The 23,213-nt window shown below is 54.8% G+C and carries 23 protein-coding genes; 5 read left to right on the top strand and 18 right to left on the bottom strand.

Annotation, left to right across the window (positions count from 1 at the left end; genetic code table 11):
* Positions 1-8: 8 nt before the first annotated feature.
* The 4 genes from maa to ACRDCA_RS02660 form a co-directional block, all read right to left on the bottom strand.
* Positions 9-566: a maltose O-acetyltransferase gene (gene maa / locus ACRDCA_RS02675; protein WP_438688194.1), complete on the bottom strand. Its 558-nt coding sequence runs from the start codon at positions 564-566 to the stop codon at positions 9-11.
* Positions 567-697: 131 nt separating this feature from the next.
* Positions 698-1,051 carry an MmcQ/YjbR family DNA-binding protein gene (locus ACRDCA_RS02670; RefSeq protein ID WP_438688193.1) on the bottom strand — a complete coding sequence of 118 codons (354 nt, stop codon included), beginning with the start codon at positions 1,049-1,051 and terminating at the stop codon, positions 698-700.
* 244 nt (positions 1,052-1,295) lie between these two features.
* The gene (locus ACRDCA_RS02665) at positions 1,296-2,489 is read right to left on the bottom strand and encodes an amino acid aminotransferase (protein WP_438688192.1); all 1,194 of its coding nucleotides are present in this window, start codon (positions 2,487-2,489) and stop codon (positions 1,296-1,298) included.
* Positions 2,490-2,563: 74 nt separating this feature from the next.
* Complete coding sequence (locus tag ACRDCA_RS02660) at positions 2,564-3,031, bottom strand: Lrp/AsnC family transcriptional regulator (RefSeq protein ID WP_438688191.1); 468 nt, start codon at positions 3,029-3,031, stop codon at positions 2,564-2,566.
* Between the two features lie 224 nt (positions 3,032-3,255).
* Here ACRDCA_RS02660 and ACRDCA_RS02655 point away from each other — a divergent pair, with 224 nt between their 5' ends.
* On the top strand, positions 3,256-4,023 hold the full coding sequence (locus tag ACRDCA_RS02655) for a transporter substrate-binding domain-containing protein (protein WP_438688190.1): 768 nt from the start codon (positions 3,256-3,258) through the stop codon (positions 4,021-4,023).
* Between the two features lie 185 nt (positions 4,024-4,208).
* On the opposite strand, the gene alr is transcribed toward ACRDCA_RS02655, so the two are convergent.
* Together alr and dnaB are read right to left on the bottom strand one after the other, a co-directional pair.
* Positions 4,209-5,288 carry an alanine racemase gene (gene alr / locus ACRDCA_RS02650; RefSeq protein WP_438688189.1) on the bottom strand — a complete coding sequence of 360 codons (1,080 nt, stop codon included), beginning with the start codon at positions 5,286-5,288 and terminating at the stop codon, positions 4,209-4,211.
* Positions 5,289-5,305: 17 nt separating this feature from the next.
* Positions 5,306-6,718 carry a replicative DNA helicase gene (gene dnaB / locus ACRDCA_RS02645; protein ID WP_024483977.1) on the bottom strand — a complete coding sequence of 471 codons (1,413 nt, stop codon included), beginning with the start codon at positions 6,716-6,718 and terminating at the stop codon, positions 5,306-5,308.
* Positions 6,719-6,881: 163 nt separating this feature from the next.
* Here dnaB and ACRDCA_RS02640 point away from each other — a divergent pair, with 163 nt between their 5' ends.
* Complete coding sequence (locus ACRDCA_RS02640; RefSeq protein ID WP_438688188.1) at positions 6,882-7,871, top strand: quinone oxidoreductase; 990 nt, start codon at positions 6,882-6,884, stop codon at positions 7,869-7,871.
* Positions 7,872-8,167: 296 nt separating this feature from the next.
* On the opposite strand, the gene pspG is transcribed toward ACRDCA_RS02640, so the two are convergent.
* Together pspG and dusA are read right to left on the bottom strand one after the other, a co-directional pair.
* A complete protein-coding gene (pspG, locus tag ACRDCA_RS02635; protein ID WP_021180810.1) occupies positions 8,168-8,386 on the bottom strand; it encodes an envelope stress response protein PspG in 219 nt (72 codons plus the stop codon).
* A gap of 156 nt (positions 8,387-8,542) precedes the next feature.
* Positions 8,543-9,583 carry a tRNA dihydrouridine(20/20a) synthase DusA gene (gene dusA, locus ACRDCA_RS02630; protein ID WP_438688187.1) on the bottom strand — a complete coding sequence of 347 codons (1,041 nt, stop codon included), beginning with the start codon at positions 9,581-9,583 and terminating at the stop codon, positions 8,543-8,545.
* 297 nt (positions 9,584-9,880) lie between these two features.
* Between dusA and ACRDCA_RS02625 the strand changes: the two genes are divergently transcribed.
* Together ACRDCA_RS02625 and zur are read left to right on the top strand one after the other, a co-directional pair.
* Positions 9,881-10,162 (top strand): DUF5339 family protein, encoded by a 282-nt coding sequence (locus ACRDCA_RS02625; RefSeq protein WP_438688186.1) that lies wholly within the window; start codon positions 9,881-9,883, stop codon positions 10,160-10,162.
* Positions 10,163-10,399: 237 nt separating this feature from the next.
* Positions 10,400-10,909, top strand: coding sequence for a zinc uptake transcriptional repressor Zur (gene zur, locus ACRDCA_RS02620; RefSeq protein ID WP_438688185.1), 510 nt, complete (start codon positions 10,400-10,402; stop codon positions 10,907-10,909).
* 115 nt (positions 10,910-11,024) lie between these two features.
* Here zur and ACRDCA_RS02615 read toward each other — a convergent pair whose 3' ends face one another.
* The 4 genes from ACRDCA_RS02615 to ACRDCA_RS02600 all read right to left on the bottom strand — a co-directional run bounded on the left by ACRDCA_RS02615 (position 11,025) and on the right by ACRDCA_RS02600 (position 14,105).
* Positions 11,025-11,234 carry a CsbD family protein gene (locus ACRDCA_RS02615; RefSeq protein WP_024483982.1) on the bottom strand — a complete coding sequence of 70 codons (210 nt, stop codon included), beginning with the start codon at positions 11,232-11,234 and terminating at the stop codon, positions 11,025-11,027.
* A 309-nt stretch (positions 11,235-11,543) separates the two neighbouring features.
* On the bottom strand, positions 11,544-12,893 hold the full coding sequence (dinF, locus tag ACRDCA_RS02610) for an MATE family efflux transporter DinF (RefSeq protein WP_438688184.1): 1,350 nt from the start codon (positions 12,891-12,893) through the stop codon (positions 11,544-11,546).
* 111 nt (positions 12,894-13,004) lie between these two features.
* The gene (gene lexA / locus ACRDCA_RS02605; RefSeq protein ID WP_021180815.1) at positions 13,005-13,613 is read right to left on the bottom strand and encodes a transcriptional repressor LexA; all 609 of its coding nucleotides are present in this window, start codon (positions 13,611-13,613) and stop codon (positions 13,005-13,007) included.
* A 123-nt stretch (positions 13,614-13,736) separates the two neighbouring features.
* Positions 13,737-14,105: a diacylglycerol kinase gene (locus ACRDCA_RS02600; protein WP_438688183.1), complete on the bottom strand. Its 369-nt coding sequence runs from the start codon at positions 14,103-14,105 to the stop codon at positions 13,737-13,739.
* A gap of 279 nt (positions 14,106-14,384) precedes the next feature.
* On the opposite strand from ACRDCA_RS02600, the gene plsB reads away from it, so the two are divergent.
* Positions 14,385-16,850, top strand: coding sequence for a glycerol-3-phosphate 1-O-acyltransferase PlsB (gene plsB / locus ACRDCA_RS02595; RefSeq protein ID WP_438688182.1), 2,466 nt, complete (start codon positions 14,385-14,387; stop codon positions 16,848-16,850).
* A 216-nt stretch (positions 16,851-17,066) separates the two neighbouring features.
* Here the strand turns inward: plsB and ubiA are convergent, their stop codons facing one another.
* The 6 genes from ubiA to ACRDCA_RS02565 form a co-directional block, all read right to left on the bottom strand.
* Positions 17,067-17,933: a 4-hydroxybenzoate octaprenyltransferase gene (gene ubiA / locus ACRDCA_RS02590; RefSeq protein ID WP_438688181.1), complete on the bottom strand. Its 867-nt coding sequence runs from the start codon at positions 17,931-17,933 to the stop codon at positions 17,067-17,069.
* A 17-nt stretch (positions 17,934-17,950) separates the two neighbouring features.
* On the bottom strand, positions 17,951-18,472 hold the full coding sequence (gene ubiC, locus ACRDCA_RS02585; RefSeq protein WP_438688180.1) for a chorismate lyase: 522 nt from the start codon (positions 18,470-18,472) through the stop codon (positions 17,951-17,953).
* Positions 18,473-18,733: 261 nt separating this feature from the next.
* Positions 18,734-19,636 carry a maltose operon protein MalM gene (gene malM, locus ACRDCA_RS02580; protein WP_438688179.1) on the bottom strand — a complete coding sequence of 301 codons (903 nt, stop codon included), beginning with the start codon at positions 19,634-19,636 and terminating at the stop codon, positions 18,734-18,736.
* A gap of 112 nt (positions 19,637-19,748) precedes the next feature.
* A complete protein-coding gene (locus ACRDCA_RS02575) occupies positions 19,749-21,044 on the bottom strand; it encodes a maltoporin (protein ID WP_438688178.1) in 1,296 nt (431 codons plus the stop codon).
* 29 nt (positions 21,045-21,073) lie between these two features.
* Positions 21,074-22,189 (bottom strand): maltose/maltodextrin ABC transporter ATP-binding protein MalK, encoded by a 1,116-nt coding sequence (malK, locus tag ACRDCA_RS02570; protein ID WP_438688177.1) that lies wholly within the window; start codon positions 22,187-22,189, stop codon positions 21,074-21,076.
* On the bottom strand, positions 22,182-23,156 hold the full coding sequence (locus ACRDCA_RS02565; RefSeq protein ID WP_438688176.1) for an alpha-amylase family glycosyl hydrolase: 975 nt from the start codon (positions 23,154-23,156) through the stop codon (positions 22,182-22,184). Before ACRDCA_RS02565 ends, malK begins: the two co-directional genes overlap by 8 nt.
* Between the last annotated feature and the right edge of the window lie 57 nt (positions 23,157-23,213).

Raw genomic sequence — 23,213 nt, 5'->3', positions numbered from 1 at the left:
GGCCCGTTTTATAGCTGTTTAATGATCCGTGCCGGGTTGCCTCCCACGACGCAATTTGCCGGTACGTCCTTTGTCACTACCGCACCTGAGGCTACCACCACGTTGTCGCCTAGCGTCACGCCTGGGTTGATCACTGCTCGGCCACCAATCCAGACGTTATCACCTATCCTGATCGGTTTGCCGAATTCGGCACCACCGAGACGGGTCTGCGCATCGAGCGGATGTGTTGCCGTATACAGATGAACCCCCGGTGCCAGCAGGCAGTTGTCACCGATATGGACTTCACAAACGTCCAGGATCACGCAATCAAAGTTGGCGTAAAAATTCTTGCCAAGGTAGATGTTATAACCGTAGTCACAGCGGAAGTTAGGTTCAATGGTGCCGCCCTGATATTGCCCCAACAGTTCCCCTAACCACTGCTTACGCAAGGCTCCTTCATCCGGGGAGGAATGGTTGTAACGATGAACCAGCTGGCGGGCTCGTTGGCGTTCGCTTCGCAACAGCTCATCACCTGCGTCGTACAACTCACCCGCGATCATTTTGCGTTTCTCTTCACTTATGCCCATCCTCGCGCCCTTTTAGTGACTCTATGTATTATCAGCCTAGTGCCTGTGGCGCTAAAACAAAACGGGAACGTTCCCAATCAGCGATAGACATCACAAATTTGTAGACAAGGTTCAATACAGCTCTGGGAGGTTTATGCTTGTAGCGTCTGGCGCACCTGTTCAGGTAGCCCAGCCAACACCAATTGGTACGAGCTGTCGATCAGGTGATAAAACTGCGAATTGGGCAGGTTGCCATCGAGGAATACCGCGTTCCAGTGGGCTTTGTTCAGATGTTCGCAGGGTACGATTTCCGGGTGCTGCTCACGCAGGCTTTCCGCCAGCTCCGGGCTGCTTTTGATCGCCAATGCCGGGCGTCCTTGTACTTCACACACCATAGCGAACATGACATCACCCACCTTGATCTGGCTAGCCTGCCATTGGTTTTGATCGCTTTGGTGTGCGCCAGGTTTCGCCATGCAGTATTCCAGCAGTGCTGAGTTATTCATTGGTCTTTTCCCGATCAGGCACAATGCGGCGCGAACCACTGTGAATATGCTGTCGTCAGCCAGATGCCTCGCCGGTTAGCTTGAAAACCGCGCCCACTATCTGTAAGCAAGGCTTGATGGCGCATACGAAAAGTCTGAGCGCCCTCAGTCAGTATATTCTTTATCCCGTTGGCAGCAACCGCCAGCACGCAGAAACAACAAGGGGCAATATTGCTATCGCCCCTTGATCGCTGCATTCAGGCAATTACTGCACCGCTGCGAACGCCTCGGCGACCTGATGGACGTTATTGTGGTTCAATCCAGCCACACACATACGACCGCTGTGGATCAGATAGACACCAAACTCTTCACGCAGCCGGTCAACCTGAGCCGCGCTGAAACCGGTGTAGCTGAACATGCCGCGCTGCTCCAGCAGATAATCGAAATTACGTTGCGGCAGTGCGCCTTTGAGCGTTTCGACCAACGCTTTACGCATCTCCAGAATACGGGTGCGCATAGATTCCACTTCGGCCAACCATTGCGCCTTTAACTGCGCATCGTTCAGCACTTTTGCCACCACCTGCGCACCGAAGTTCGGTGGGCTGGAATAGTTACGGCGTACGGTGGCTTTCAACTGACCTAACACACGCTCGGCGGCTTCACTGCTTTCACACACCACCGAGAGCCCACCCACGCGCTCGCCGTACAGCGAGAAGATTTTCGAGAATGAGTTGCTCACCAGGCACGGTAAACCGGCAGCCGCGATGGCGCGAATGGCGTAAGCATCCTGCTCCATTCCGCCGCCAAAGCCTTGATAGGCGATATCGAGGAACGGGATCAGTTCGCGTTCAGCAATCACTTTCACCACTTGGTCCCACTGGGCATTGGTGAGATCGGAACCGGTCGGGTTGTGGCAACAAGGATGCAGCAGCGCAATGCTCTTGGCCGGCAACTGTTGCAGCGTGCTCAACATGGCATCAAATTTCACCCCCAGCTTTTCACCGTCGAAGTAGGGATAGGTATTCACTTTGAAGCCCGCGCCGCCGAAGATAGCCACGTGGTTTTCCCAGGTAGGATCGCTGACCCAAACCTGCGAATCCGGGAAATAGCTTTTCAGAAAGTCGGCACCCACTTTCAACGCGCCGGAGCCGCCGACGGTTTGAATGGTGGCGATGCGCCCCTGTTGCAGCATAGGGTGTTCAGCACCAAACAACAGTTGCTGGATCGCGCTACGGTAAGGTTGTAGACCTTCCATCGGCAGGTACACCGAAGCCCCCTGCTCAACGCTGTTAAGCTGGGCTTCAGCAGCAGCAACGGCCTTCATCTGTGGGATGATGCCTTGCTCGTTGTAGTAAAGGCCGATACTCAGGTTCACCTTGTGCGCACGGGGATCTTTTTTGAATTTTTCCATCAGCGACAGGATCGGGTCACCTGCATAGGCTTCAACATTCTGGAACACGGGTTGATTCTCCTGATTTGGGTTGTTCGGGCACTGCCACTAATATAGCCACAAATCGCTGTTGGGTTTCACCTTTATCGCGTCACCGGCAGCAAACCGTTTTCTTTGATCCGTTCAAGTACCACCGCCGTTTTGATATGCCCCACGCTTTTATGGCGCGACAGCGTCTGGCTGATGAAGTCACTTAACGCGGGCAGGTCTGCTACCGCCACTTTCAGCAGGTAGTCAGCATCGCCAGTGGTTTTGTAGGCATCAACAATGGCATCTACCTCCGCCAGCATCTGATGGAAGCTGTCGATCTGCTCTTGGGTATGGGTCAGCAGGCTCACCTCGATCAAACCCACCAGCCCCAATCCTACCGCCTCCGGTGCCAGCCGGGCATGATACCCTTTGATCAAATGGGCCTGCTCCAGGCTGATACGACGGCGCGAGCATTGCGAGGCCGAAAGCCCGACCAGTTCGCTCAGTTCCTGATTGGTCAGACGACCGTTGGCCTGTAACAGCGTCAGGATTTTCATATCAAAATCGTCAATGTTGTACATAGCCACCTGTAAAGTGTGTTAATAAATGTTGACGTTACAGACTAGCAGCTTTTTTAGCCTTGCAACCATCCGGGCTTACGGGTTGTGAGAGACGCAGCAGCAAAGCCAGCTTCTCCACTCAGAAATGGCATAAAAAACGGCTAAATCATGCAAACCAACAACAATTAGCGGCAAAGCCGCGCATAAAACCACAAAAGTATTTGCCGACATAAAAAGGAAATTTGATGAAAAAACTACTTCCTCTCGCCTTGCTGGTTGCCGCCGGGAGCGCCAGCGCGCAATCTAATCTGGACAAGGTATTGCAGCAAAAAACGCTGACGGTCTGCACTACCGGTGATTACAAGCCTTATACCTTCCTGAAAGAGGATGGCAGCTATGAAGGCATCGATATCGCCATGGCCGAGTCACTGGCCAGCAGTCTGGGGGCCAAGGTTAAATGGGTAAAAACCAGCTGGAAAACCCTGATGCCTGACTTTGTGGCCGGGAAATGTGATATCGCCATGGGCGGGATTTCAGTGACGCTGGAGCGCCAAAGGCAGGTATTTTTTGCCGAGCGGCTCGATACCGACGGCAAGATCCCGCTGGTGCGTTGTACCGACGTGAAAAAATACCGCACCGTCGAGCAGATCAATAAACCTGCGGTGCGGCTGATCGAGCCTGCCGGTGGCACCAATGAAGCCTTTGTCCGCGCTCATCTCCCCAAGACCAATCTGACGCTGTCCCACGACAATATGGGCATTTTCCAACAGTTGGTAGACCGCAAGGCCGACGTGATGATCACCGACGCTTCCGAAGCGCTGTACCAGCAGAAGCGTTATCCCAAGCTGTGCGCCGTGAACCCGGACAAGCCGCTGCAATACGGCGAAAAGGCTTATATGCTGCCGCGCGATGATATGAGTTGGAAGCTGTATGTCGATCAGTGGCTGCACTTGAGCAAGGCCAGCGGGGAGTATCAGAAGATTATCGGCCAGTGGCTGGCGGTGAAGAAGTAAGCCTGCCCTCACCCTAACCCCACAGGAGAGGGGACCGATCGAGTTCGCTTTCAGCTAGAAACTTACCTAACCATAGCATCAAATCAACTTCATTTTACGTAGGGCAACGGATCGATCATTGTACCTAACTACAACACCGTTCCAGCTCCCTCTCCCTGTGGCAGAGGGTTGGGGTGAGGGGGAAATTACTCGCCGATATATTCCATCGCTACCCGCTGGGTCAGCTTGGTGATCAACTCATAGGCACTGATACCGCTGAAGGCCGCTACACGCTCAACTGGCAGCGCTTTGCCCCACAGCACCACTTCATCACCCACTTTATCCGTAGCATCCGGCCCCAGATCGACGGAAATCATATCCATGGAAACGCGGCCAGCAATCGGTACCTCACGGCCGTTCAGCCACACCGGCGTGCCAGAAGGTGCACTGCGTGGATAGCCGTCGCCATAGCCCATTGCCACTACGCCCAGACGAGTATCTCGCTCACTCACCCACAGCCCACCGTAACCTACCGGTTCCCCGGCTCGATGCTCACGCACCGCAATCAGGCTGGATTTAAGCGTCATGGCAGGCTGTAGCCCAAAGTGATCGGCGTAAGGCGTTTCCAGCGGGGAAACCCCATACAGGATAATCCCCGGGCGTACCCAGTCATGATGAGCCTGCGGCCAGAGCAAAATCCCACCGGAAGCCGCGATCGACTTCAAGCCCGGCTTGGCGTTGGCGAAATGCTCAAAGCAGCTGATTTGCTTTTCGGTCGCATCCACCAGCGGTTCGTCGGCACGGCTGAAGTGGCTCATGATATTGACCGGTTGCACCACGTTGCGACAGGCGCTCAAACGCTGGTAAAACGCCTCCGCCTGTTCAGGGCGCACGCCCAGACGGTGCATACCGCTATCCAGCTTCATCCATACCGAGATCGGGCGCGCCAGTTCAATCTGCTCCAGTGCCTCGAGCTGTTCCATGCTGTGCACGGCGGTTTCGATATTATTCGCCACCAGCGCGGGCAGATCTTCGGCACAGAAAAAACCTTCCAGCAGCAGGATCGGTTTGACGATGCCACCGGCACGCAGCATGAGAGCTTCGCCGATACGCGCCACGCCGTAACAATCGGCATCTTGCAAGGTGTGAGCCGTCTCCAACAGGCCATGTCCATAGGCGTTGGCTTTCACCACGGCAATCAGGCGGCTTTGCGGTGCCAGGCGGCGCACCTGTTGCAGGTTATGGCGCAGGGCACGGCGATCGATTACAGCAGTTGCCGCTTTCATTTCAATTCCTTAGCTGATTATTCATCATCATACTGTGGCCCCGCGTAGTTATCGAAGCGCGACCACTGGCCGTTAAAGGTCAGGCGTACGGTACCGATCGGGCCGTTACGCTGCTTACCCAGAATAATTTCGGCAATCCCTTTCAGATCGCTGTTCTCGTGATAAACCTCATCACGGTAGATGAACATAATCAGGTCGGCATCCTGTTCAATCGAGCCGGATTCACGCAGGTCGGAGTTAACCGGGCGTTTATCGGCGCGCTGCTCCAGGCTGCGGTTCAACTGCGACAGCGCTACCACCGGCACCTGCAGCTCTTTCGCCAGGGCTTTGAGCGAGCGGGAGATTTCAGCAATTTCCAACGTTCGGTTGTCGGAAAGCGACGGCACGCGCATCAACTGCAGGTAGTCGATCATGATCAGGCTGATCCCGTCATGTTCACGGAAAATACGCCGCGCGCGGGAGCGCACTTCGGTTGGCGTCAGGCCAGAGGAGTCGTCAATATACATATTGCGCTTCTCCAGCAGGATCCCCATGGTGCTTGAGATCCGCGCCCAATCTTCGTCGTCCAGTTGGCCGGTACGGATACGGGTCTGATCCACGCGCGACAGCGAGGCCAGCATACGCATCATGATCTGGTTACAGGGCATCTCCAGGCTGAAGATCAGCACTGGTTTGTCCTGCGTCATCGCGGCGTGTTCGCACAGGTTCATCGCGAAGGTGGTTTTACCCATGGCTGGACGGGCAGCGACGATGATCAGGTCAGACTTTTGCAGACCGGCGGTTTTTTTATTGAGATCGTGATAGCCAGTGTCTACGCCAGTGACACCATCGTGCGGCTGCTGATAGAGCTGCTCAATACGGGCGACGGTGTCTTCCAGAATACGTTCGATGCCTTTAGGGCCTTCATCCTTACTGGCACGGTTTTCCGCAATTTGGAATACGCGGGATTCGGCCAGATCGAGCAGATCTTCGCTGCTGCGCCCTTGTGGATCGTAACCCGCATCGGCGATTTCGTTGGCAACGGAGATCATTTCACGGACTACCGCACGTTCACGGACGATATCGGCATAAGCACCGATGTTGGCCGCGCTTGGCGTGTTTTTCGATAATTCGGCCAGATAGGCAAAACCGCCCACCGTTTCCAGATCGCCCCGTTGCTCCAACGATTCGGACAGGGTGATCAGGTCAATTGGCCGGCTCATCTCCAGCAGACGCTGCATCTCGGTAAAGATCAGGCGGTGTGGGCGGCTGAAGAAGTCGTTGGCGACCACGCGTTCCGCCACGTTATCCCAGCGTTCGTTATCCAGCATCAAACCGCCCAACACGGACTGCTCCGCCTCCAACGAATGTGGCGGCATCTTCAGCCCTTCCATCTGGCGGTCTCTAGGTTCGTACGTGTTTGTCTTGTTGGTTGGTTTTTTGCCTGCCATGAAGCCTATTCTTTATTCAGTTGCGAATGGAGGAGCATGACGCGAGAGTATACGTGATTTCCCGCGACAATCCTGTGCAAAAATATTAATCGCTGCGCGACAGGCTGGATAGTCGAGGCTGAAAAGCGTAGGGTAAAAATAGCCATTTAAACGAGGTAGCAACATGTCAAAACGCATCCAGTTCTCCGCCATCGGCGGCCCGGAAGTGCTGCAGTATGTTGATTTTATTCCTGTCGATCCCGCAGCGGGCGAAGTTCAGGTCGAGAACAAAGCGATCGGTATCAACTATATCGATACCTATATCCGTAGCGGCCTGTACCCACCGGCAAACTTCCCAAGTGGGTTGGGCACCGAAGCCGCTGGCGTGGTCATCAAGGTCGGGGCTGGCGTCAGCGCGGTCAAACCGGGCGATCGCGTGGTGTATGCCCAGTCCGCTCTGGGTGCCTACAGCGAGATCCACAACGTCCCGTTGGAAAAGCTGGCGATCCTGCCGGATAACCTCAGTTTCGAACAGGGTGCCGCCTCGTTCCTCAAAGGCTTGACCGTGCATTATCTGCTGCGTCAGACCTATGAGGTCAAACCGGGTGAAGTGTTCCTGTTCCATGCCGCAGCCGGGGGCGTTGGATTGATCGCCTGCCAGTGGGCCAAAGCGTTGGGGGCCAGGTTGATCGGCAGCGTAGGCTCTGATGAGAAGGCCGAACTGGCGCAGCGCGCCGGAGCCTGGGCCACTATCAATTATCACAAAGAAAACATCGCCCAGCGCGTCGCCGAACTGACCAACGGCGAGAAGGTCAACGTGGTCTACGACTCCGTGGGGCAAAGTACCTGGCAAGACTCATTGAACAGCCTGAAACATCGTGGGCTGATGGTGAGCTTTGGCAATGCCTCCGGTCCGGTGACCGGCGTCGATCTGTCGTTGCTCAATCAGAAAGGCTCTCTGTACGTTACCCGCCCTTCGCTCAATGGTTACATCACCAACCGCCAGGAATTGCAGTTTGCCAGCAATGAGCTGTTTTCACTGATTGGCAGCGGTGCGATCAAAGTTGACGTAAAAGAGGAGCAAAAGTTTGCACTGGCCGATGCCCAGAAGGCACATCAAATACTGGAAAGCCGCCAGACCAGTGGTTCCAGTCTGTTAATCCCAGGCCTGTAGCAACAAAAGAAAAGGGCCCCGTAAGGAGCCCTTTCTTGTTTACTGCATTTTGTAGGGGTAGAGCAGAGTCCGCCAGAGATGGGGGTTGCTTTATGCAACACTCTTGTCAGCTCTTGCGGTGATGAAAATGGTTAGCATCACTGCTGCGGATGCCATCCTAGCAGCCCCCATAAGTAAAAAATATGTTTAATGTGCCGCATTCGCATTTAAAACATCAAGCTGTGATCCCTGCCACACTAGCAAGCAATCTGCATAGCCTATTTCAGCGTGACTGACTGATATCTAGGCAAAAAATCTTAATAGCGGCGTATCTGTGGTTTCTGCATCGAGCGGTAGATCCACACGCCAACCACCGCCAGGATCAGCCACGGCAGCAGTTTGAACACCATGGCAAACAGCCCACCCAACAGCATAAAGGCCGCAGCCACGAATAACGCAGCCATCACGCCCAGCAGTGAAATCCCGGTTACCAGCAGCATGGCGACAAAGCCGATCAGGAAGAAGAGTTCTAACATGGGTTGCTCCTTGGCAAACAATAGGTCTGTATTGTTTATTACAAGAAACGTGCCAATTTAGAAGATGTGTTAACTCATTGAAATAATGCAAAAATGGCATCACAGCTGGTGATGCCATTGGTCAAAAAAACCAACTTTTAGTCAATTTTTTACAGATTACGCCATTTCGGTGCGTGGTGAACGTACCAAAGCCAACGCCTGTTCGACGGTGCGCACATCGGCTCCTGGCTTATGGGCATTTTCACTCAGATGACGACGCCACTGCCGCGCCCCAGGAATACCCTGGAACAGGCCAAGAATATGGCGGGTGATGTGGCCCAGATAGGTGCCGTTCGCCAATTCACGCTCAATGTAAGGATACAGCGATTCGATAATCGCTACGCTGTCCATCACCTCGCTCTGACGGCCGAAAATCTCGCTGTCCACCCGCGCCAGAATACCCGGGTTTTGGTACGCCTCGCGCCCCATCATCACGCCGTCGAGATGTTGCAGGTGCTGTTTGGCTTCTTCCAGCGTTTTCACTCCGCCGTTGATCGCGATAGTCAACGCTGGAAAATCACGTTTCAGCTGATAAACGCGCGGATAGTCCAACGGCGGGACTTCACGGTTTTCTTTCGGACTCAGGCCGGAAAGCCAGGCTTTACGGGCGTGAATGGTGAACATATCGCATTCCCCGCGCCCAGCGACGGTAGAAATAAAATCGCACAGGAATTCATAGCTGTCCTGGTCATCGATGCCAATACGGGTTTTGACCGTCACCGGGATCGACACCGCGTCGCGCATTGCCTTGATACAGTCGGCCACCAACGTCGCCTGCCCCATCAGGCAAGCCCCAAACATACCGTTCTGCACCCGATCGGACGGGCAACCTACGTTGAGGTTGATCTCGTCATAGCCACGCTGCTCCGCCAGTTTGGCGCAGTGCGCCAATGCAGCGGGATCGCTGCCACCTAACTGCAACGCCACAGGATGTTCTTCCTCGCTGTAAGCCAGGTAGTCGCCTTTACCGTGGATAATCGCACCGGTGGTGACCATTTCGGTGTACAGCAGCGTCTCCTTGCTCAGCAGACGGTGGAAGTAACGGCAATGGCGATCGGTCCAGTCCAGCATAGGGGCAATGGAGAAGCGATTGGCGGCATACTTGCCTGGCTGGTGTGCTGATTTAGCAGGAGTGGCTTTTTCGTGGTCCTGGTTCATGTTCGCTCGTTCTGTGTATTTTTTCGTTCTCCGTCCATCTGCCAACTGGTTAGAAAGCCAGATCGTTGGGGGTAGGAGAGGCATAGCATACTATATCATAGAGCAATGGACGAAGTCCGACGGCCGGCCGGGGGGATAAAACCGCTACTAAAAATGAGCTTTAGGTTATCTACACCATGAAAAAAAACGGTAGCTTAAACATTATCCTATTTTTATTCCGTCGCTTGTTTTACCGCTTGGGTTTAAAGATAATCCTATCACCATCATTGGGATGGACTATAAATAGCAGGATGCTTTATGAAAAAGTTTGTATTTATCTTCAGTATGTTAGCCATGTCATCTTCCGCTTTTGCCGGTGAATTAACCGATACCTGTAAAAAATATGTTGGCGAAGTTGACGATTTAATTGTTGAAGCCTCTAAAAATGAAGCCGCCAAACCTCAGATGGATGCGTTAAAAGCCCAGATGGATCAAGCCAAACAGCAGATGGCTGCCATGCCAGCTGAACAGCAAGATCCCGCTTGTCAGCAAGGGATTGAGATGATGGGCAAGATGAAAGCCTCGATGGGTTTGAAATAAATAGCTGTCAAATAAGTCTACGCCAGTAGTCCTTACGGGTCTCATCCAGGCCCGTATTCGAAAAGTGTTTAGCCAGCCCTACCCAAAACGGCAAATCGTGACCAGCCTCTCATTCTTATCAGCATAGCTCCAGAAAATCGCCCGTTGTGCCACGTTATCCGGGGAAATTGGGGCAACTCTCGGCGATTGCGCTGAAACATGATAAAATCGGCTTCTTTGCGTAGCCGGATGATTGCCATGAACTCAACCAACCAGGAAAAGCTGCTCGCGCAGGCTGAACAACTCTGTCAGCAACGCAACGTGCGACTGACCCCGCAACGGCTGGAAGTGTTACGCCTGATGGCTGAGCAACCCGGAGCCATCAGCGCATACGATTTACTGGATTTACTGCGTGTCGCGGAACCGCAGGCTAAACCGCCCACGGTCTATCGTGCACTGGATTTCTTGCTCGAACAGGGGTTTATCCATCGTGTCGAATCGGCCAACAGCTATGTGCTGTGCCATCACTTCGAACAACCGATGCATACCTCAGCCCTGTTTATCTGCGATCGTTGTGGCCAGGTCACTGAACGCACCACCGAAGGGGTGGAAGAAACCTTGCAGAAACTGGCCCAGGAATCAGGATTTGTCCTGCGTCACAGCGTAGTTGAAGCCCATGGCCTGTGTTCTGCCTGTGTGGTAGTAGAAAGTTGTGAGAACAAACACGATTGCGATCATGACCACAGCATTGTGGTGAAAAAAAAATAAGCGGATTGTATTGCAGAGGGGAGCGGGTACGTCCTTGTTCCCGTGGCCATGGCAGGGGGAAAATCTGCCAGACCGGATGGTACCGTAGCGCCGCGATACTCAGCGGCTCATCGTGCTACCAACGATACTTGCTGTGCTCTTCCCAGGCTTTGACTTCTTTTTCGGCTGCCTCTTTCTGGTAGCCATAGCGTTCCTGGATTTTACCGACCAGCTGTTCGCGTTTCCCTTCGATAACGGTGATATCGTCATCGGTTAGCTTGCCCCATTTTTCCTTCACTTTACCTTTAAACTGCTTCCAGTTACCGTCGGCTTGATCTTTGTTCATAATCTCTCCGTTACTCTTGGTTGTCAGTTTTAGATAAATCTGGCTGGACTTAACTGAGTTAAATTTAAGTCTATCTAATACATCCTTTGCCAATTAAGCGTCGGCTTAATTCGCCAGCCACGTGAATAACTATAGTCAGCCATCATGAAAAGCGCCTGCAAATCAGCATGAAATCTGGATGAGAAAAATCTTAATAGCAAAAAACGCTGTTAAAACAGTAAGCAAGCGAACCATAACCAGCGTGAGACATGTTACAATTTGTAAATAATCAGCCTTAAGCATCAATAAATCCGCTCTATCTGCCGAACATTAGCTACCACTCACCGCTGATGAAAACCAGGTGCCTTGTACACGATGACGGTGCCATACCCAACCCAGTGCGGCCCCACGTAATGCCAGGAAGACCGCCAGAGCCAACCATAATCCGTGGTTGCCCAATACCGGTAGGGTAAATAACGTCAGTCCGTAGCCCGCTGCGGCTATCGCCATGCTGTTACGCATTTCTGCACCGCGGGTGGCGCCGATAAACATGCCGTCCAACAGGTAGCACCAAACCCCCACCAGAGGCAGCACCACCTGCCAGGGCAGATAATGATTAGCCAGCGCTCGCAGCTCCGGCAGTGAGGTTAAAGCCGCCACAATCTGTTGCCCGGCAAACAGATAAATCACCGCAAAGCCACAGGCAACCAGACACGCCTGCCGACAGGCGGCACGCCATACTTTACGCAATTGCCGCCCATCTCTTGCCCCATAAGCATGGCCGGAATGGGCCTCCACCGCATAGGCAAAACCGTCCAGAGCATAGGCGGTAAAGGTCAGCAGGTTCATCAGTACCGCATTCACCGCGACCACTTCCCCGCCCATCCGGGCTCCCAGAATGGTCAACGAGGCAAAGCACAATTGCAGCAATAATGAGCGCAGCATGATGTCGCGGTTAAGCGCCAGCAGGCGGCGCAGATCCCCGCGCCAGGCGGTACGCAGCATCGCCAACGAAATACCGCGTAAGTGCAGAACCCGCCAGGCTAACCACAGCCCCAGCAGCAACGTGGCGTACTCTGCAATCACCGTGGCAGTAGCGGCCCCCTGCACGTTCCAGCCCAGCCCCATCACCAGCCAGATATCCAGCACAATATTCAGCAGATTGCCGACAATCAGCAGGATCACCGGCGCACGCACGTACTGCACTCCCAACAGCCAGCCGAGCAGCACCATGTTGGCCAATGCCGCCGGGGCACTTAGCCAACGGATCTCCAAAAACAGCCTGGCTTGCACCAACACTTCCCGATCGCCCCCCACAATTTTCAACGCCAGGTCGATGAGCGGGGTTCGTAACAACACTATGGCCAACCCAGCAACCAGTGCCAACAATAACGGCTGCATGAAGGCCCGAGCCAGCCGGTAGGGATCTTGCGCACCTAACGCCTGTGCCGTCAGCCCGGTAGTGCTCATACGCAGGAACAACAGCAGCATAAACAGGAAGCTGGTGGCCATTGACCCAACCGCGACCCCGCCAAGGTAGCTAGGGCTATCGAGGTGGCCGATAACGGCTGTATCCACCAGGCCAAGTAAAGGGACGGTAATATTGGAAAAGATCATCGGTAATGCCAGGCGCCACAAAGCTTTGTCGGTGTCACTGGTAAAGGCAGAAAGCAGGCGCATAGCGATATGTTCCCGTGGCAAAAAATTGAGAGTTACTCAGAAACGACATCGCCCCAGAATTGGGGCGACGTTACCCGTTTTAAAGGGTAGCAATACGAGGAGGTTGAACGGTTAGATCCAGTCGCCGTTGCGGATCACACCCACCGCCAGGCCTTCGATGGTGAAGTTCTGCTGGCGCAGATCGACCACTATCGGTTGGAATTCGCTGTTTTCCGGCAGCAGCTCAACGACGTTACCGTGTTTCTTCAAGCGTTTGACCGTAACTTCATCTTCAATGCGGGCAACCACAACCTGGCCGTTACGTACGTCCTGAGTCTTGTGCACCGCCAGCAGATCGCCATCCAGAATGCCGATGTCACGCATCGACATGCCGCTAACGCGCAGCAGGAAATCGGCATTAGGCTTGAACAGAGAAGGATCCACCTTGTAGTGCCCTTCAATGTGCTGCTGAGCCAACAAAGGTTCACCGGCAGCCACACGGCCCACCAGAGGTAACCCCTCTTCATCTTCCATCAACAGGCGGATACCACGTGATGCACCGGATATAATCTCGATCACACCTTTGCGGGCTAGCGCCTTCAAGTGCTCTTCTGCGGCATTAGGTGAGCGGAACCCCAGACGCATTGCGATCTCGGCACGCGTCGGTGGCATGCCCGTTTGCGAAATATGATCGCGAATCAGGTCATAGACCTCTTGCTGTCTGGTTGTTAGTGCTTTCATTCCGCCCCCTGTTTGTTTATACAGTCTTGCTGTGAGTATATACAGCTAAGTGAGGATTGGGAACCGAAGAATAAATAAAAATCAGCAGGTAGCGAGCGGGATCGCAACGTTGCCTGCCGGTTTTCACGCCAGATGTTGCCAAAGCACCGAAGCCCAAACGAACAACGCCAAAATGATGGCCAACGAGACGGCCGCCGACCCCATATCCTTGGCCCGTCCAGAAAGCTCATGATATTCCGTTCCCACCCGATCGACGATGGCCTCAATCGCGCTGTTGAGGATTTCGACAATCATCACCAGCAGCACCGAGCCAATCAACAAGATGCGCGCTATCACCCCCACATCCAGCCAAACCGCCACGATAATGGCCACCACGGTCGCCACCAGTTCCTGACGAAATGCGGCTTCGTTTTGCCAGGCCGCGATGAGACCTTTATAGGAATAGCCTGCCGCTTTGAAGATGCGTGTCAGGCCCGTTGCTTGATTTGCCATAGTTAAGAATGCCTTTCTCCAAAATGAGTCATGTACTCGCGGTGTTGCCAGCCGCAACGTTCCAGACAGATTTGCCAGCCCAGTCACATTTTATCGCAGCGCAGTATACAACAAGCCAGGAATACCTTTGCTGCCTAGCTACATCTTGCAAGCCATCGGGTATAATTACGCTATGTACTTCCATTGCCGTCAAGGCGCTGGATTTCCCAACGCCACAGATCTGCTACCGGGTTTCTGGTATGCTTGCGGCGCATTGCTAACAAGAGGCTTCACGTTGTTATGTCAGGTTGGCGTAAAATCTATTATAAGATATTGAACTTACCGCTAAAAATGCTGGTAAGAAGTAAGGTTATCCCAACAGATCCGGTCACGGAGTTAGGGTTGGATCCCTCACGACCGATTTTGTATGTTTTACCTTACAATTCCAAGGCGGATTTACTCACCTTGCGCACCCAGTGCCTGGCGCAAGATCTGCCCGACCCCCTTAACCCGTTGGAAATCGATGGCACCGTGCTGCCAAGCTACGTGTTTATCCACGATGGCCCGCGCGTTTTCCGTTATTACACCCCCAAAGAAGAATCGGTAAAACTGTTCCACGATTATCTGGATCTGCACCGCAGCAACCCGGATCTCGATATTCAGATGTTGCCGGTTTCGGTAATGTTTGGCCGCTCCCCTGGGCGCGAAGGCCACGGCACGCCACATCTGCGTCTGCTGAACGGTGTACAGAAGTTCTTCGCGGTACTGTGGCTGGGACGCGACAGCTTTGTCCGTTTCTCCAACACCGTGTCACTGCGCCGCATGGCAACCGAGCACGGCACCGATAAGACCATCGCGCAAAAACTGGCCCGTGTCGCACGCATGCACTTTGCTCGCCAGCGCCTGGCTGCCGTTGGTCCAAGCCTGCCTGCCCGTCAGGATCTGTTCAACAAGTTGCTGGCTTCCAAGGCGATTGAGAAAGCGGTCGAAGACGAAGCGCGCAGCAAAAAGATTTCCCATGAAAAGGCCCAGCAGAACGCAATCGCGCTGATGGAAGAGATTGCCGCCGATTTCTCCTATGAAACGGTGCGCCTTTCCGACCGCGTCCTGAGCTGGACCTGGAACCGCCTGTATCAGGGCATCAACGTCACCAACGCCGAACGCGTGCGTCAGTTGGCGCAGGATGGCCACGAGATCGTCTATGTGCCGTGTCACCGCAGCCACATGGACTATCTGCTGTTGTCCTACGTGCTCTACCATCAAGGGCTGGTGCCACCACACATCGCGGCGGGCATTAACCTGAACTTCTGGCCTGCCGGGCCGATTTTCCGTCGTCTGGGCGCGTTCTTTATCCGCCGTACCTTCAAGGGCAACAAACTCTATTCAACCGTGTTTCGTGAATACCTCGGTGAACTGTTCACCCGTGGTTATTCGGTGGAATACTTTGTGGAAGGTGGGCGTTCCCGTACCGGCCGCCTGCTGGAACCGAAAACCGGCACCCTGTCGATGACCATTCAGGCCATGTTGCGCGGTGGTACCCGTCCGATCACCCTGGTGCCGATTTATATCGGTTACGAGCACGTGATGGAAGTGGGCACCTACGCCAAAGAACTGCGTGGTGCGACCAAAGAGAAAGAGAGCCTGCTGCAAATGGTGCGCGGCTTGCGTAAGCTGCGCAACCTCGGCCAGGGTTACGTGAACTTTGGCGAACCACTGCCGTTGACCACCTACCTGAACCAGAATGTGCCGCAATGGCGCGAGTCAATCGATCCGATCGAAGCACAGCGCCCAAGCTGGCTGACGCCTTCGGTCAACGATCTGGCCGCTCAGATCATGGTGCGCATCAACAACGCCGCTGCCGCCAACGCCATGAACCTGTGTTCAACCGCGCTGCTGGCCTCGCGCCAACGTTCACTAACCCGTGAGCAGTTGCTTGAGCAGTTGGAGTGTTACCTACAGCTGATGCGTAACGTGCCTTACGCGCCCGACGCTACCGTACCCACGCACACGCCAGACCAGTTGCTGGATCACGCTTTAAACATGAACAAGTTTGAAGTAGAGAAAGACAACATCGGCGACATCATCATTCTGCCGCGCGAGCAAGCGGTGCTGATGACGTATTATCGCAACAACATCCATCATATGCTGGTACTGCCTTCGCTGATCGCCTCTATCGTGATGCATCACCGCCGCGTGTCACGCGTTGAGCTGTTGCGTCAGGTCAGCCTGATCTACCCGATGCTGAAGGCCGAGCTGTTCCTGCGTTACGACAAAGAACAGCTGGCAGAAGTGCTGCAACCGCTGATTGAGGAGTTGATACGCCAGCAGTTGATTTGTAGCAAAGGCGATGAGCTGGTGCTGAACCCTGCACGCATCCGTCCGTTGCAATTGCTGGCCGCCGGGGTGCGTGAAACCCTGCAACGTTATGCCATCACTATGTCGATCCTCAGCGCCAACCCAAGTATCAACCGGGGGGCGCTGGAGAAAGAAAGCCGCATTATGGCCCAGCGTCTGTCGGTGCTGCACGGCATCAACGCGCCGGAATTCTTCGACAAAGCGGTGTTCTCCACCCTGGTGGCAACGCTGCGTGAAGAAGGCTTTATCAACGATATTGGCGATGCGATCCGCGAGCACACCATGGAGGTTTACACCATGTTGAGCGATCTGATCACCCCGGAAATCAAGTTGACCATCGAAAGCGTCAGCATGCCGGAGGAAACCAATACCCCAGCGTTGACCGCAGAAGTGGAAAAAGAAGCCGAGTAACAGCCCCTCACCCTAACCCTCTCCCACTGGGAGAGGGGACCGATCGAGTAGCTCTGAAAACTTAATGACGCACCTTGAATGAGGGACCGATCGAGTAGATCTGAGAATTGGGTAATATACCCCAGATGAGGGGGTGTTCGAGTTTGCTGAAATTAGCGCTTTGCTGCCAAAAGAGCAGGGACTAACCGCTCCCTCTCCCTGTGGGAGAGGGGAAAATCAAACGTAGCTAAGCGCAATACCGATAAACAGCACCAGACCAACATAGTTGTTATTCAGGAAGGCACGGAAACAGGCATCGCGATCGCGGCCAGCCACCTGCTTTTGCTGATGGATAAACAACGCACCAGCCAGCAACAGCGACCAGTAGAACGCTCCCCCAAGCTGCATCAGATAACCTACCCACAGCATCAGCAACAGCGTAGCAAACTGCAACAACCCGACGATCAGTTTGTCATGGCGGCCAAACAGCACCGCAGTGGATTTGATGCCAATCTTCAGATCGTCATCGCGATCGACCATGGCGTACAGGGTGTCGTAAGCCACCGTCCAGCAGATGTTGGCCAGAAACAGTAGCCAGCAACTCAGTGGCAGCGACTCGCTTACGGCGGCATAGGCCATCGGGATCGACCAACCAAACGCGGCCCCCAGCACCACCTGCGGCAAATTGGTCACCCGCTTCATAAACGGATACACCCAAGCCAGCGCCAGAGCCGCCAGCGACAGCCAGATGGTCATGGCGTTCAACGTCAGTACCAGCGCAAAGGAAACCAGCACCAGCGAGACAAACAGGATCTTGGCCTCTTTTTCGCTCACGCGACCACTCGGCATCGGGCGGCCTGCGGTGCGTTTTACATGGCCATCAAATGCACGATCGGCATAGTCATTCACCACGCAGCCAGCGGCGCGCATCAGGAACACGCCCAGCACAAACACCAGCAATACCGACAGCGAAGGAACACCGCCACCTGCCAACCACAATGCCCACAAGGTAGGCCACAGCAACAACAGCGTGCCAATCGGCTTATCGATACGCATCAGATGGCTATAGGCCTGCCATTTGCTTTGAATCACGCTCCCTTCCAAAGTGCTTTCTCCCCTAATTATGCCGGAGTGTCCTGTTCCACCGCATACAGTGGAGAGGCCGGTAGAAACAGTTCCGTCAGTAATAATGGTTTTCCCGCCAGACGGAGGCGAGAACGCCGCGCCCACAGATCCTTCTGCTGGCCAACATGGATATAATCGCGCGTTAAACTTTCGCTGCTGAACAGATAGCGGCCCAGCGGCAGCGTTCCCAGATCGACCAGTGCCAAATCCGGCCCGGTCAGGGTTTCTTGCGGGATCACCGTACGTCCCAACAGCCAAGGCTCGCCATCACCCAGTAACACGATCTCACGCAGCCAATAGCGCTCGCTGTAGGGCAGATGAACCGCCTCTTCGGCAAGCTGGTCGCGAGTGATAAAGCATTCACGCTGTGGTTCTACCTGCACGCGGCCACAGTGGCGCTCAAAACGGCGGGTCATGGAACCTGGCTCCATCAGCCAATCGCTAACGGCGGCAGGTATTGAGGAATGTTCAGACAGCCACTCAATCGGCGGCAGGATGGGTTCCCTAGTGCCAGACATGTTGCTACTCCAGGCCGGAGGCTACGCCCTGCGTGCCGCGCCAAACCATACAAACTGTTAACAGAAAGCCATTGTAACGCAGAAATGCAAAAGCGGCAGGCAGATTCGTGGCGTATCGCATCGCCGTTTATCAGGGGAAAACTCTTTTAGAGGTGCGGTAAGGGGCAAGCGTGGATCTGACTGGCAAGATGCTGGCCCACAGATGAAAAAAGGTGCGCCGAAGCGCACCAATCATCAAGCCAGCATCGGTAGCGTGGGGGATTACCCCTTGCCTTTCACACTACTAATAAACGTTTCTCGTGCGGTGGTGGAACCCAGTTTTTCAGCCTCATTCATCAGCTTCAACGCTTTATCGATATCCCCAGCCTTGATCGCCTGTTTGATACCGTTATTGAAGTAGGCCTCAGTGTCATTAAGCATCGGCTCTGCCGGAGCTACGGCAACCGGTGCTGGCGCAGCAGCGGCAGGAGCGGTGGCACCCACCACAACCGGTGGCGTTGCCGGAGCCGACTGCAACATACCAATCATGATGTTGCTTGCCCCTTGCTCTGCGCTCACCTTCAGCTTCAGCGTACCGCTGGTGCTGTGGCTGGCGATCGGATCCGGAATATCCGGCACCGCATTACCGACCCCTTTGGCATAGGCTTTGGCCGGGTCAGTCAGCGTGGTGGTTTTAGCCAGATCCTGTTGCGTGGTGTACACCAGCATATAAATCTGTTTTTGCCCCAGTGCCGGGGTCAGTTTCAAGGTGCCTTCCAGCCGATCGGTGGACATCACCCCCGGTGGCTGGTAAGCGAAATAGCTGCTCGGATAATAGGCCGCCGGGCGCATATGCTCATCGAGCACCAATACGCTAGGAGAATAGATCGAATCCTTGCCGGCCAGGCTACTCAGTTGGATTTCCAGCGATCCACGATCGGCTGGCAACGTAAATGCGGCCACGGCCCCCTGGATCTGGCCCTGATTGATCTGTGGACTGACGTTATTGAGTTGGACATCCTGGGTTACCGGCGGTACCAACGGCTGCCAAGGCAAGCTTTGCAGCGTGGTGGCACTGATGGCCGGTGCAACGGAAACGTTGGCCGGGGTATCGGCATAGGTCGCCAGCGGTGCGCCGACGGTCAGTGCCAGAGACAGGCAGAGTGACAGTAGATTTTTTTTCATTGTTATACCCTCTCGCTTTGAGCGTGCATCCCGGCAGCGGGCAGGCAAGCGCACAACTGCCGGTCAAACAGTAAGAAGGAGGGCGTGCAGGCGCCCTCCCGTCAAGCCAGTATTACCACCAGATTTCCATCTGGGCACCGAAGGTGACTTCGCTGTCTTTACCACGGCTGAAGGTGTGCATGCTGGTATCGTTATAGGCGGTACCTGCGTTATAACCTGCGCCGGAATCGTTGTTGGCGTAGCCCCACTTCTCGTCCCAGTTGGCATAGGTCGCGAAGACACGGATCGCCGGACGTGACCAGATGCTGTTACCCGCTTGCCATTGTTGTGCCAGGGTGACTTTATATTGGCCGTTACGATCGCCAGTACGTTGAGACTTCACGTTGTCGTAGCCAACTTCCATCAGGGTGCTCATGATTGGCGTCCATTTGTACATCGGGCGCACGCCCACGGTGTACCAGGTGGTGCCGTTATCGTTGTCGCGGTTGATGTCCTGATACATGGCAACGTACATCATTGCCCAATCATCGTTGAAATCGATGGCACCGTGATCCAGCACGCGGATCATCTTGCCATTGTCATCAATCGCTGCCCCTTGGCTGCGGCCGTTATTCTGCGCAGTCATGGAGTCGGTGGCGTACTGCACGGTGAACTTGTTGTAGCCACCCTGGATGCTCTGGGTATGTTCCGCAGTAAACAGCCAACCGTCTTTACTTGCCCCATCGGCCAGGTGATAACCGTCTTGCGTATTGGCACGGCCATAATCCACACCCAGTTCCAACGTACCGCCCGGATTCAGCTCAAGGCCAGCCAAACGCAGGTCGTAGGTATCGTTGACGGTTGGACGCTCGTCACGTTGATTGTCGATATAACCTAAAGAACCACCGGATTCGGTGTTACGGGTCACGGCAGCAGACAGCTTGCCGAAGCCCAGATCGATATTTTCCAGACCGGCACCAGGACCGGAGATGTCCCAGTAGTAGAAGTCGATCATATGGACGTCATGACGCTGATAGAAGCGCTTACCGGCCCACATGTTGGCACCTGGCAACGCGTCAATCAGGTTTTTACCCTGCACGTTCACTTCACGGAAGGCCGGGCTGGTGGATTCCCAGTCAGACTGTTGCGATACGGAATAGGCAACGTTGGTGTCGAAGTAGAAGCTCTTGTCGCCCTCTTTCCACACTTCCTGGCCCAGTTTCAGTTCCGCATAGGTTTCACATTCGTTACCAAGACGGTACTTGCTGCTGGCACCGGTTGTCTGGAAACACTGTTGCTCACCGCCGCTCCCGGTCCAACCGATACCGGAACGCGCATAGCCGTGAAAATCCACCGCCATCGCTTGTGAAGACAAGACACCAGCGGCGACAGCCAGCGTCAGAGGAAGTTTGCGCAGAGTAGTCATCATTATTCTCCTGTTATACAGACCTTGATGCTTTAAACACCCGGTTCCTGATGCAGCCGTTTACACGCCGTTCCGTCCTCGCGGAACAGGTGACAGCGGTGCGGCGGCAGGCCGATAGCGAATGTTGCACCTTCTTCTACCAGCACCACGTCGTTCTGGCGGTAAACCAGGTTTTGACGAATTGCCGGAATTTGGATATGGATTTGCGTCTCGTTGCCGAGCTGCTCTACCACCTGTACTTCACCCATCAATGTCACTTCAGACTCAGAACTCGGTAACAGATGCTCAGGGCGGATGCCCAACGAGAGGTTGGCTCCAACCTCAATGCCCTGCCCTTCAACCGGCAGCCACACCAATTGGCGGTTGGGCATCGGCAGTTCGATCTGCACCCGCTGCGCTTCCACACCGGTCACTTTCACCGGCAGGAAATTCATTTTTGGCGAGCCGATAAAGCCGGCGACAAAGCGGTTGGCCGGATAGTGATAAAGCTCCAGCGGCTTGCCGATCTGGGCCACACGCCCGGCATCCAGCACTACGATTTTGTCGGCCAGCGTCATCGCTTCGACCTGATCGTGGGTGACGTAAATCATGGTGCGCTGCAAGCGCTTGTGCAGACGTGAGATTTCGATGCGCATCTGTACCCGCAGTGCGGCATCCAGGTTGGAAAGCGGTTCGTCCAGCAGGAATACGTCGGGTTCAGCCACCAGCGTACGGCCAATCGCGACACGCTGACGTTGCCCACCAGACAGGGCTTTTGGACGGCGATCCAGCAAATGCGCCAGTTGCAGCACCTCTGAAACCTGGTTAACCCGCTGGGCAATTTCCGCTTTTTTGGCCCCGGCCAGCTTCAGACCAAATGACATGTTGTCGGCCACGGACAAATGCGGGTACAGCGCGTAAGACTGGAACACCATGCCGATGCCACGCTCGGAAGGCGGCACCTCATTCATCCGTTTTTCACCGATGAACAGATCGCCAGAGGTAATATCCTCAAGCCCGGCGATCATGCGCAGCAACGTCGACTTACCACAGCCAGATGGCCCGACAAACACCACAAACTCGCCGTCATCGATGGTCAGATTGACGTCCTTGGAAATCACGACCTCACCGAAGGCCTTATAAACGCTGCGCAGTGTGACGCTAGCCATGCGTTACTCCCCTGCTTTCGCAGTTAATATTTTGTGTAAAGATGGCGGAACCGAAGCCCGCCAAGACCCATTGATGACCCTCTTGCTGCGCACCGTACTGCCATGCCATAGGCTTGGTCGCCTCAGCCGGTGCGGCCGGCTGAGTATAAGGCTGTAGGTTGATCAGCGCTTCAAGACATTGATCCTGATGGGTAATAAGTAAACGAATGACGCCATTCTCCTGGCTGACCTGGTTCAGCACCCCGCACTGGATCACCGGATGTTGACGCAGTGCCAACAGAGCCTGGCAGTAACGTAAGGTTGACTGACTGTCGTGTTGCTGGCGGCTGATGGCCAGCGCACGGTGTTCTATCGCCACCTGTTGATACCAGTGGATCTCTCCTGCGGTGACCTGTTCCGGAGCTTCATGCCAAGGCATTGGGGTTTGTGCCCCTTGCGGTTCTTGCAGATCCGCCGCGTGTGGCAGGCCCAGTTCTTCACCCTGATACAAACAGATTGGAGCGGGCAGCAAGGCCAACAGGGTCAGGAATGCCTGCGCGGAACGCAGATCGCCTTGCCCCCAATGGCTGACCACCCGCGGCTGATCGATTTCACCGGTGCTCCAGACCTTCTCGCCCAGCCGATGGCGCTGGGTATGCAATACCTCCACCAGCTTTTCGCAGCTGAACGGCACCACCTCCAGCGCCAGCGCACTGCGTGCATAGTGCTGTTCGGGAGCGGCGCTACGGCAGATCCGCTGAGTGCCTTCGCTGTGCCACAGTGCCAACCCGTGCCCAGCGACCTGTGCACCCGCCTCTGGCGATAACGCCTGCGGTAATAACAGCCCGTCCACCGCCAGCGCCTTCAGATAGGGCAACGCCGTCATCATGCCGTGCACATCGCCCACACCATCGCCGTTTCCATCGCGGAAACTGACCGGATGGATCCGGTACAACGTGGGGTGAGTGACGGTACGCATTGGTGACATAGGTCCTGGTTCCTGCGGCGTTGGGCGGTGAAAATCAATGTTGCCAATAGTGAGGGA

This window comes from Serratia sp. (in: enterobacteria) (assembly GCF_051654945.1).
Lineage (GTDB): Bacteria > Pseudomonadota > Gammaproteobacteria > Enterobacterales > Enterobacteriaceae > Chania.
The sequence above is the reverse complement of the archived record's forward strand: the minus strand, read 5'-3'. Positions and strand labels throughout refer to the sequence as shown.